Below are 10,515 nucleotides of genomic sequence, written 5' to 3'. Positions count from 1 at the left end.
ACTTGTGAAGGCCGCGGCGCGCCACCTGCGCAGCGTGCAGAGGCAGCCCGAGCGGATCAAGAGCTACTTCGAGCATGAGCCGGTTCGGTATGCGGCTTGAGTTCAACACTTTGATGCCGGCTCAATAGTCTCTGACCATGCCCCCGCCGGTGCCTTCGCAGCAGCAGATCCGCTTCACCCAGACCGCCGACGGGGTCCGTCTGGCGTTCTCGGTGGCCGGCCAGGGTGAGCCGGTGCTGATCAAGGCGGCCACCTGGCTGTCGCACCTGGAAGCCGACTGGGACAGCCCGGTCTGGCGCGGTCTGCTGCGCGCGCTGGCCGAGCGCACGCGCCTGGTCCGCTATGACGAACGCGGCTGCGGCTGGTCGGACTGGGACGTCGCCTCGCTGGGCTTTGACGACTGGGTGGACGACCTCGAATGCGTCGTTGATGCGGTGGGTGCGCCGGAGCGCTTCGCGCTGCTGGGCATCTCGCAGGGCGCCGCGGTGGCGGTGGCCTATGCGGTGCGCCACCCCGAGCGCGTCTCGCATCTGGTGCTGCATGGCGGCTATGCGCGTGGCCGGCTGGTGCGCGCCGATTCGCCACAGGCGCGTGACGAGGCCGAGATGATGTGCCGCCTGGCCGAGCTGGGCTGGGGCAAGCAGGACCCGTCGTTCCGACAGTTCTTCACCACCCAGTTCATTCCCGGCGGCACGCCCGAGCAGCACGCCTGGTTCAACGAGATGGAGCGGCTGTCCACCTCGCCGGCCAATGCCGCGCGCTTCATGCGCGTGTTCGCCAGCATCGACGTGCAGGCGCTGCTGCCCCAGGTGCGCTGCCCGACGTTGGTACTGCACAGCCGCCACGATGTGCGCGTGCCGCTGGAGGAGGGGCGGCTGCTGGCCACGCAGATCCCCGGCGCGCAGTTCGTGGTGATCGAGAGCGGCAACCACCTGCTGCTCGAGACCGAACCCGGCTGGCAGGCCTGGTGGCAGGCGGTGGACGCCTTCCTGCCGCCGCGTCCCGGTCAGAGTGGCGGCGCCGTGGACTTCGGCGGCCTGTCGCCGCGCCAGCGCGAGGTGCTGGAGCTGATGGCCCAGGGCCGCGACAACGCGCAGATCGCCGCGGCCCTGGGGCTGTCGGAGAAGACGGTGCGCAACCAGATCACCGCCATCTTCGACAAGATCGGTGCCGACAACCGGGCGCGCGCCATCGTGCGCGCCCGCGATGCCGGCTTCGGGCGCGGCTGATCAGGCGCAGACCACCACCAGGTGGAAGGCGCGCGGCACGCGGGTGCCGGCGTCGTCGGTGGTCTGCACGAAGACCGAATTCGCCGCACCGACGCGGCGGGCGGTCACCGCCTGGCCCGATGCCGGCGTGCCGATGTCCACGCTGCCCAGGCTGGCGACGAAGCTGCACTGGGTCACGTCGACCGGGAAGTCGATCTGGTAGGCGCCGCTGGTGTTCACCGCCGAGGCGCCGATGGCGCCGCCGCGCTGCAGCACGCCCGTGTCCGACACCACCGCGTCCCAGACGCGCGGCTTGCCGGGCTTGAACATCGGCTTGACGTCGCTCTGGGCCTGGGCCCGCGAGCTGCCGTTGACATCGGCCGCCTGGGCCAGGACGGCGACGGAGCCCAGCAGCAGGGCAGCGGCGGCGCGGGTGATGAGGGAGGTGTTCATGGTCGTTCCTTTCTGGGTGAAGAAGCCGGGATCCGGCAGGGTGGTGAAGAAGGCCCGGGCGGGCCGGTGAGCAATCAGGGAATGAAGCGGCTCAGGTGCACCATGTGCGCCTGCACGTCGGCGGCCGGGTCGGTGCGGCTGAGCTGCAGCACCACATAGGCGGCGTGGGTGAAGAAGTTGATCGAGGCCGGGGTGAAGCCGATCAGGGTGTTCTGCACGCCGGTGGCGTCGACGCTGACGACATTGGCCAGCGTCTCGATCGACCCGGTGGTCTTGCTCTTGCGCACCAGCGTGGCGCGCACCGAGCCATTGGCCGTCGCGTCCAGCGCCTGGACCTCCAGCTGGTCCAGCACATTGGTGCCGGTGAACTCGTAGTTGATCGGGCAGATCAGTGCGGCGGTGCCGGTCTTGCCGTCCTTGAAGCTGACGGCGCCGGTCTTGGTGCTGACGGTGAGCAGCTTGGCGCTGGCCGGTGCGGGCGTACAGCCGGAGGCCACCATCTGCCAGCCATTGGCGGCCTGGGCGGTGGACGCGCCCGCCAGCGAGGCGGCGAAGGCGACGGCGCAGAGAAGGGGGTGGGTGTTCATCATCGGGCTCCTGGTGGGTGGGCCGGGCCGGCGTGGCGCGGTGATGTCATCGTCAATCCGGGGGACGGCCGCGTCGCGGGTCGGATGTCCCGTTGGTGACACCGCCGACCGGGATCCATGGGGCGACTGTCCCGGGGCTCCCCTGCGGACAAGGGGGGTTGCGGCGTAGCATCGGGCGCATGAATCGGACGTTCTGGCGCCACGGGCGGACCTGGCTGGCCCTGCTGCTGAGTGCCCTGGCCCTGCCGGCCTGCCAGGCCCCGCCCTCCCGCTGGGAGGCGCCGGAAATCGCCACCGCGCCCCAGGTCAAGGCGGGCCGGGCCCTGCAGCGCCAGGGCGTGGCGGCCGCGCACCCGCTGGCGGCCGAGGTCGGCGCGCAGGTCCTGCGCGACGGCGGCAACGCGCTGGACGCGGCGATCGCCACTCAGCTGGTGCTGGCCCTGGTGGAGCCGCAGTCCAGCGGCCTGGGTGGTGGCGCTTTCCTGCTCAGCTGGGACGGCCGTCAACTGCAGGCCTGGGACGGTCGCGAAACGGCACCGGCCGGCGCCACGCCCGCGCTCTTCCTGGACGCCCAGGGCCGGCCGCTGCCGATGGCGCAGGCCATCGCCAGCGGGCGGTCGGTGGGGGTGCCCGGTACGCTGCGCATGCTGGAGGCGGCCCACCGCCGCGGCGGCCGCCTGGCCTGGGCGCGCCTGGTGCAACCGGCCATCGAGCTGGCCGAGCAGGGCTTTGCGGTGAGCCTGCGGCTGCACCAGTCGATCGCCGCCAGCGCCCAGCTGCGTGCCGACCCGGCGGCCCGCGCCTTCTTCTTCGACGCCCAGGGCCAGCCCTGGCCGGTGGGCCACCGCCTGACCAATCCGGCGCTTGCGGCGGTGCTGCGCCGTGTCGCCCGCGAGGGGGCCGACGTGCTGCACAGCGGCGCGGTGGCCGCCGCCATCGTCCAGCGCGTGCAGCACCACCCGGAGCGCCCCGGCACCCTCAACGAATCCGACCTGGCCGCCTACCAGCCGCGTCTGCGCGAGCCGATCTGCACCGACTGGCGCGACTGGCGGGTCTGCGGCATGCCGCCGCCGTCGAGCGGCCACATCGCGGTGATGCAGCTGCTGGGCCTGCTGGACGCGCTGCCGCCCAGCACCGATCCCACCGAACGCGCCCACCGCTGGATCGAGGCCGCGCGCCTGGCCTATGCCGACCGTGCCCAGTACCTGGCCGACCCGACCTTTGTCGAGGCCCCTGGCGGCGACTGGCAGCAACTGCTGGCCCCCGCCTACCTGCGCCAGCGCGCCGCCCTGATCCAGCCCCGGGCGATGGGCACCGCCAGCCCCGGTCAGCCCGGGGGCGCCCGCCTGGCGTTCGCGCCGCAGGCGTCGCAGCCCGAGCACGGCACCAGCCACATCAGCGTGGTCGACGCCCAGGGCCGTGCGGTGGCGCTGACCACCACGATCGAGGCGGGCTTTGGCAGCGGCCTGCTGTGCGACGGCGGCACCGGCCTGCCCGGCGGCTTCCTGCTGAACAACGAGCTGACCGACTTTGCCATGCAGCCCACAGGCGCCGACGGCCGACCCGTGGCCAACCGCGCCGAGGGCGGCAAGCGGCCGCGCTCCAGCATGTCGCCCACACTGGTCTTTGACCGCCGCGACGGCCGTCTGCTGGCCACGCTGGGCTCACCCGGCGGCGGCGCGATCATCCATTTCGTGGCCGGCACGCTGCAGGGCCTGGCCGAGGGGCTGACGCCGCAGCAGGCGGCGGACGCACCGCACCTGCTGAACTTCAACACGCCGCTGAGCTGGCTGGAGCGCGGCCGCTGGTCGCCCGAGGTGGTGCGGGGGCTGCGCGCACGGGGCCAGCAGGTGCAGGAGGACGAGATCCCCAGCGGCATCCATGTGCTGCAGCGCGACCCGGCCGGCCGTGGCTGGCTGGGCGGTGCCGACCCCCGGCGCGAAGGCGTGGTGGTCGGCGACTGATCAGCGCTTGAGCGCCAGCGCTGCCTCGCGCACCAGCGGCGAGCCGCGGTAGATCAGCCCGGTGTAGAGCTGCACCAGGTCGGCCCCGGCGGCGATCTTGCTGCGCGCGTCATCGCCACTGAGCACACCGCCCACGCCGATGATCGGGAAGCCCGCACCCAGCTCGGCGCGCAGCAGGCGGATCACCCGGTTGCTGGGCTCCAGCACCGGCGCGCCCGACAGGCCACCGGCCTCGTCAGCATGCGGCAGGCCCTGCACCGCGTCACGGGCGATCGTGGTGTTGGTGGCGATCACGCCGTCCATGCCGTGCTTCTTCAGCGTGGCGGCGATCACCCGCACCTGGTCCTCGTCCAGGTCGGGCGCGATCTTCAGGAACATCGGCACGCTGCGGCCCAGGCGCGCGGCCAGTGCGGCCTTGCGCTCCACCAGCGCGCCCAGCAGGCCGTCGAGCGCCTCGTCGCTTTGCAGCGCGCGCAGGTTCTTGGTGTTGGGGCTGCTGATGTTGACGGTGACGTAGTCGGCGTGCGGGTAGACACCGTCCAGGCAGCTCAGGTAGTCGGCAGTCGCGTTCTCGATCGGGGTGACCGCGTTCTTGCCGATGTTCAGGCCCAGGATGCCGCCGCTGGCGCGGAAGCTGCGCGCGCGCTGCACGTTGGCCAGGAAGGCGTCCAGGCCCTCGTTGTTGAAGCCCAGGCGGTTGATCAGCGCGTTCTTCGCCGGCAGGCGGAACATGCGCGGCTTCGGGTTGCCCGGCTGGGCCTTGGGCGTGACGGTGCCCACCTCGATGAAGCCGAAGCCCATCGCCCCCAGACCGTCGATCACGCGGCCGTTCTTGTCCAGGCCGGCGGCCATGCCCACGCGGTTGGGAAAGCGCAGGCCGGCCACGGTGACGGGGTCATTCACCCGCGGCTGCGACCACAGGCATTGCAGCGGCGTGTTCTGCCAGCGCGCCAGCTGATCGAGTGTCAGCTCGTGCGCGGCTTCGGGATCCATCCCGAACAGGATGGGGCGGGTGAGGGCGTACGGAATCAGGGCCATGGTGGCCCGGATTGTCTCAGGTCACTTCTTCGCGGCCGCAGCCGCGGTGGGTCGCCAGTCGCGGAAGACGTCGATGTCCACGCCGTCGGGGTAGTTGAAGTGGCCCGGCGCATGGCCTGGCGTGTCGGTCACGCCGTACTGCCAGATGATGGCCTTGGTCTGGCGGTCGATCACCAGCACGCGGTTGCGCAGGTCGTCCACCACCAGGATGTCATGCGTGTCGGGCAGCTCGCGGGCGATCGAGGGGTGGTCCAGCATCTTCTCGCCGCTGGTCTCGAAGTACTCCCAGGTGGGCTTGCCGGTGGAGGGATCGAAGATGATGATGCGCCCGGGCTTGGCGAAGTCAGCCACGATGACCTGGCGGCCATCCACCGTGGGAAAGGCATCGGAGGGGTAGCGCATCTTGGGGGCGCGCACGCTCCACTGGACCTCGCCGCTGCGGCTGATGCGCGAGATCCAGGCGTCGGTGATCTCGCTGACCAGGATGTCGCCGTTGTCCATCGGCGTGGCGCCATTGGGCCAGGCCAACGTGTGCGGCGGGTTGTGCTTGCACTGGCCGGGGCGGCCCCACTGCGTGCTGATCTGGTCGGTCTTGGGGTTGACGATCAGCACCCGGCAATTGCGGATGTCGGCGGTCAGGAACTGGCCGTCGTCCAGCAGGTGCGCGTCGTCCGGGTAGTTCATCAGCCGGCCGGTCTTGCCGCGCCGGTTGGGGATGCCCCAGGTCCAGGTGACGGTGCGGCTGTCGTAGTCCACGAGGTGGATGTCGAAGTTGTCCTCCTCGCTGACGGCCAGGGTCTTGCCGTCGGCCGAGAAGTTCACGTCCTCGTTGCCGCGGTAGTAGACCAGGTCGGGCGAGGGCATCTCCCAGACGATGCGCTTGTCGGGGGCGATCTCGATCAGCCGGTTGTTGCGGCGGTCGGCCACGATGATCGGGTAAGGCAGCGGCTTGCCCCAGGACGCCACCGGCTGGCGGCGGTTGCCGGTGACTGGCGGGATCGGCGGCAGTTTGACGCCACTGGAGACGATGCCGGCGCCGGTCATCTCGGGGGTGACCGGCACGGCGATGCCGTCCTCGGCGGGGGCGCGCGGCGCCGCGATGGCGGCGCTCATGCAGACCAGACCAGCCACCAGTGCGGGCCGCAGCAGAGAGGGGTAAAGATGCATGCCGGCACGATGCCCGCAGACCCGGCCCCAGCCCTTGAGGCGCGTCAATCGCGCCGGGGCCCTTCAGATGGCGGTCAGCCGGATCAGGCCTTCTTGATGAACTCCGACTTCAGCTGCATCGGGCCGAAGCCGTCGATCTTGCAGTCGATGTCGTGGTCGCCGTCGATCAGGCGGATGTTCTTGACCTTGGTGCCGACCTTGATCACCGCCGATGAGCCCTTGATCTTCAGGTCCTTGATCAGCGTGACGCTGTCGCCGTCCTGCAGCAGGTTGCCGTGGGCGTCCTTCCAGACCTTGGCGGCCGGTTCAGCCGCGGCCTGGGCGGGGTCCCACTCGTGGCCACAGGATGGGCAGACGAGCTGGCTACCGTCTTCGTAGGTGTACTCGGCGTGGCATTGGGGGCAGGGCGGCAGGGTGCTCATGGGCAGAGGTGGGACGGTGATGCTTCAGCGACATTGTCGCTGCCGCCGCGGCACGGTCAGGAGGCCAGTACCGCGCGCCCGTTGGCGGGCTGCACCGCGCGCGCATTGGGCGCGATCACTGCGCGCAGCGCCGCCAGTTGCTCGGCCGAGACACTGGCCACCTGCTTTAGCACCAGCCACAACACGCCTTCGGTGCATGGCGGGCTGGTCAGCGAGCCCTCGTAGCGGTAGTAGGCCAGATCACCAGGCAGCCACAGGCTGGGGTCGATCAGCGTGCCTGGCAGGCTGCGCTCGGCCGCGCCCGCCTGCGGCCAAGGGCGGGGCAATTGCGCCAGCGCCGGGTGGGCCGCACCCTCGCGGCACAGCAGCACCAGCGTCACCAACTGGCCGGACGGGCTCTTGTGCGGGAAGTGCAGGCCCAGCGGAAAGGCTTCGCCGCGCAGGCGGTCACCTCCGGGCAGGTGGAAGTGGAACTGCTGCAACGTGTGCGGCACCGTGCCCACCCATAGCCGGCTGCCCGGCGCGCTGCGCACGCGCACGGTGTGGCCGTCATGCACCCAGCGCAGCGGCGAGGCCTGCCAGGCGGCCCGCAGCGGCGGCAGTACCACCTGCGCGGTGGGGACGATGTCGATCGGCGACTGGCGGCGGCCGTCGCGGCAGAGGTCGGCGCGGGCCGCCAGCGGCAGCAGGCCCAGGCTGGCGAGCGCTTGCCGGCGGGTGAGGTGGTGCATCAGGCCAGCGTAACCGACGGCGATAATCGCCGCCATGACGCAAGACGAACTCAAGGCCCTCGTGGGCCAGGCCGCCCTGGCCTATGTGGTGCCCGGCTCCATCGTGGGCGTGGGCACCGGCTCCACCGTCAACTGCTTCATCGACGCCCTGGCGACGATGAAGGACCAGATCCGCGGTGCGGTGTCCAGCTCGGTCAAGAGCACCGAGCGCATGCAGGCGCTGGGCATCCCGGTGTTCGACGCCAACACGATTGAGTCGATTCCGGTCTACATCGACGGCGCCGACGAGATCGACCACAGCGGCTGCATGATCAAGGGCGGTGGCGCGGCGCTGACGCGCGAGAAGATCGTCGCCGATCTGGCCGAGCGCTTCGTCTGCATTGCCGACGAGTCGAAGCTGGTGCCGGTGATGGGGCGCTTTCCGCTGCCGGTGGAGGTGATCCCGATGGCCGCAGCCCAGGTGGCGCGGCGCTTTGCCGCCAGCTACCGTGGCACGGCCACGGTCCGCGAGGGCGTGGTGACCGACAACGGCAACCTGATCCTGGATGTGCGCGGCCTGCAGATCACCGACCCGCTGGCCATGGAGACCGAGGTCAACCAATGGCCTGGCGTGGTCACGGTGGGCATCTTCGGCCGCCACAAGGCCCAGGTCTGCCTGCTGGGCACGTCGCAGGGCGTCAAGACGCTTGGCTTCTAGACCTCTCTTGACTGTTGAGTGACTGGGTTCGGCGGTGTTTGTTCTGTCAGCCGGGGTCTAGGGCGGGCGAAGCCCGGCGCGCGAACCCTTGACGCCGGGTGGCCGCCTGTACGTCATGCTGGCATGGCCGATGCGGCATGCTGACGCATTGGCCGTGACGAGCAGCCGCGATGGACAGGCATCACAGCTTGTTCGGGACGATCCGCCCCACCGGCCGCCATTGGCGGCCGGGTCCGAGGCTTACCAGGGATGCGTCGGGATGTCTGCGGCCATCGGGCTCTTCACGTTGACCAGTGTCAGGAAGTTCTCTGCCACCAAGCCGTTGAAGTCGCGCCCAGCCTCGTAGGACACGTTGGCGAACAGCGTCAACTCGTTGGCATTGATTGCGGTATTGCCATCCGACCCCCTCTCCGAGGCGAAGTACAGGTAGGCGCCGTCGGACACCACGTCATGCACCACGATGGCCTGCTTGGTGCCGTTGCTGAACTGGAAACCCGTCAGCAAGGCCTCGACCTGCGCAGCAGTCGGTGCGATGCCTGAGAAGTTGCCCTCCACTGCCAGCACGTTCTGGCCGGTGAGCGTGGCCGGTGTCGTGAAGACGTCGAAGTTGTCGCCGCCGGTCGTGTTGCCGTCGGCGATCTTGGTGGCGGTGGTGCCGAAAAAGGCGCTGAGGTCGATCACATCACCACCGGTGCCGCTGCGCAGGTCCAGGATGCTGTCCAGCCCGTTGCCTTGGGACTGGAAGACAAAGCGGTCAGCGCCCGCGCCGCCGCTGAGGTTGTCGTTGCCGGCGCCGCCGAGAAGCGTGTCCACGCCTTGCCCGCCCGTCAGGGTGTCATCGCCCGCGCCACCGTCCAGCTTGTTGGCGCGATCATTGCCGGAGAGGCGATTCGCCGCCCCATTGCCGGTTCCGTCCACGGCCGCGCTGCCCAGCAGCGTCAGGTTCTCGACGTTGTTGCCCAGGGTCCAGCTCACCGTGGACTGGACGTCATCGGTACCCTCGCCGGACCTCTCGGTGACGGTGTCGGACCTGTTGTCCACCACGTAGGTGTCATTGCCCGCACCGCCGCTGAGCCCGTCGGCACCGCCGCCACCGTCGAGCCGGTTGTTGCCGGCGTTGCCGCGAATCTGATTGGCGTCGGCATTGCCGGTGCCGTTGATTGCGGCATCGCCCTGCAGCTCCAGGTTGTCCTGGCCCACGCCCAGCGCCCAGCTCACCAGCGAACGAACGGTGTCCGTGCCTTCAGCGGCCAGCTCGGTCACCGTGTCGCCAGTGCTGTCCACCAGGTAGAGGTCGTCGCCCTGGCCGCCCGTCATCGCGTCATCGCCGGCGCCGCCGTCCAGGGTGTCGTTGCCGGCCAGGCCCGCCAGCACGTTGGCGTTGGCGTTGCCTACCAGCAGGTTGTTCAGGCCATTGCCGGTGCCGTTGATCGCCAGCGTGCCCGTGAGGCTCAGGTTCTCCAGCTCGGCACCCAGGGTCCAGCTCAGGTTGGCCTCGACCCGGTCGGTGCCCTCCAGCGCCAGCTCGGTCACGGTGTCCGAGAGACTGTCCACCAAGTACACGTCATCGCCAGCGCGGCCGACCATCAAGTCGTTGCCCACGCCGCCGTCCAGGCGGTTGGCGCCGCCATTGCCAGACAGGTTGTCGTTGGCCGAGCCCCCGTTGACGTTCTCGATGTTCTGCAGGATCTCGACACCCAGCGCCGTGCTGACGGTCTGTGCGCCGACGATAGCCAAGTCCACGGTCACTACCGTTGTCGCCGTGCGGTAGTCGGCCGTGTCGATGCCGTCGCCGCCATTGAGCAGGTCGATGCCGGAGCCGCCGTTGAGGCTGTCGTTGCCGCTGCCCCCGTCCAGCGCGTCGTCGTTGTCGCCGCCAGAGAGCACGTCGTTGTCAGCGCCGCCCAGCAACTGGTCCGACCCGTCGCTACCGTTGAGCTGATCATTGCCGGCGCCGCCGTCGAGGGTGTCGTTGCTGTCTGAGTAGTCGGTTCCGCTGGCGAAATGGGCGTACAGCACGTCGTTGCCGCTCTCACCGAACAACCAGTCGGCGCCGGAGCCACCGGACACCACATCATCGCCCAGGCCAGCGAACATTCGGTCGCTGTAGCTGGTGCCGACCAGCGCGTCATTGCTGACGGCCGTGGAGAAGAGCCAGTTCGAGCTGCTCAGCTCACCCGCTGCCACACCGAGCAGGCTCAGACGCGAGGTGGTGCCGCCCTGACCGTAGTCGATGGTCCAGGTCGAC

The 10,515-nt window shown here is 70.0% G+C and carries 9 protein-coding genes and 1 pseudogene; 3 read left to right on the top strand and 7 right to left on the bottom strand.

Going from position 1 to position 10,515, the window contains the following annotated elements; translation table 11 throughout:
- Positions 1 to 137: 137 nt before the first annotated feature.
- Positions 138 to 1,229, top strand: coding sequence for an alpha/beta fold hydrolase (locus KAK06_RS23805; RefSeq protein WP_210804667.1), 1,092 nt, complete (start codon positions 138 to 140; stop codon positions 1,227 to 1,229).
- Here the strand turns inward: KAK06_RS23805 and KAK06_RS23800 are convergent, their stop codons facing one another.
- Together KAK06_RS23800 and KAK06_RS23795 are read right to left on the bottom strand one after the other, a co-directional pair.
- Positions 1,230 to 1,661, bottom strand: a complete 432-nt coding sequence (locus tag KAK06_RS23800; protein ID WP_210804666.1) for a hypothetical protein — start codon at positions 1,659 to 1,661, stop codon at positions 1,230 to 1,232. It lies immediately after the preceding gene.
- A 74-nt stretch (positions 1,662 to 1,735) separates the two neighbouring features.
- Positions 1,736 to 2,248, bottom strand: coding sequence for a hypothetical protein (locus KAK06_RS23795; RefSeq protein ID WP_210804665.1), 513 nt, complete (start codon positions 2,246 to 2,248; stop codon positions 1,736 to 1,738).
- 179 nt (positions 2,249 to 2,427) lie between these two features.
- Here KAK06_RS23795 and KAK06_RS23790 point away from each other — a divergent pair, with 179 nt between their 5' ends.
- On the top strand, positions 2,428 to 4,212 hold the full coding sequence (locus tag KAK06_RS23790) for a gamma-glutamyltransferase family protein (protein ID WP_210804664.1): 1,785 nt from the start codon (positions 2,428 to 2,430) through the stop codon (positions 4,210 to 4,212).
- Here KAK06_RS23790 and KAK06_RS23785 read toward each other — a convergent pair whose 3' ends face one another.
- From KAK06_RS23785 to KAK06_RS23770, 4 genes are all read right to left on the bottom strand, one after another.
- Positions 4,213 to 5,250, bottom strand: a complete 1,038-nt coding sequence (locus KAK06_RS23785) for a quinone-dependent dihydroorotate dehydrogenase (RefSeq protein WP_210804663.1) — start codon at positions 5,248 to 5,250, stop codon at positions 4,213 to 4,215.
- Between the two features lie 21 nt (positions 5,251 to 5,271).
- The gene (locus KAK06_RS23780; protein WP_210804662.1) at positions 5,272 to 6,417 is read right to left on the bottom strand and encodes an outer membrane protein assembly factor BamB family protein; all 1,146 of its coding nucleotides are present in this window, start codon (positions 6,415 to 6,417) and stop codon (positions 5,272 to 5,274) included.
- 83 nt (positions 6,418 to 6,500) lie between these two features.
- Positions 6,501 to 6,839, bottom strand: a complete 339-nt coding sequence (locus KAK06_RS23775) for a zinc ribbon domain-containing protein YjdM (protein WP_210804661.1) — start codon at positions 6,837 to 6,839, stop codon at positions 6,501 to 6,503.
- A 56-nt stretch (positions 6,840 to 6,895) separates the two neighbouring features.
- Positions 6,896 to 7,570, bottom strand: a complete 675-nt coding sequence (locus KAK06_RS23770; RefSeq protein ID WP_210804660.1) for a carbonic anhydrase family protein — start codon at positions 7,568 to 7,570, stop codon at positions 6,896 to 6,898.
- 34 nt (positions 7,571 to 7,604) lie between these two features.
- On the opposite strand from KAK06_RS23770, the gene rpiA reads away from it, so the two are divergent.
- On the top strand, positions 7,605 to 8,267 hold the full coding sequence (gene rpiA, locus KAK06_RS23765; RefSeq protein WP_210804659.1) for a ribose-5-phosphate isomerase RpiA: 663 nt from the start codon (positions 7,605 to 7,607) through the stop codon (positions 8,265 to 8,267).
- 240 nt (positions 8,268 to 8,507) lie between these two features.
- Here the strand turns inward: rpiA and KAK06_RS24610 are convergent.
- Positions 8,508 to 10,515: pseudogene (locus tag KAK06_RS24610) on the bottom strand (hypothetical protein); the annotation flags it as partial.

The sequence above is a fragment of the Ideonella aquatica genome, from assembly GCF_018069755.1.
GTDB classification, from domain to species: domain Bacteria; phylum Pseudomonadota; class Gammaproteobacteria; order Burkholderiales; family Burkholderiaceae_C; genus Ideonella; species Ideonella aquatica.
The sequence above is the reverse complement of the archived record's forward strand: the minus strand, read 5'-3'. Positions and strand labels throughout refer to the sequence as shown.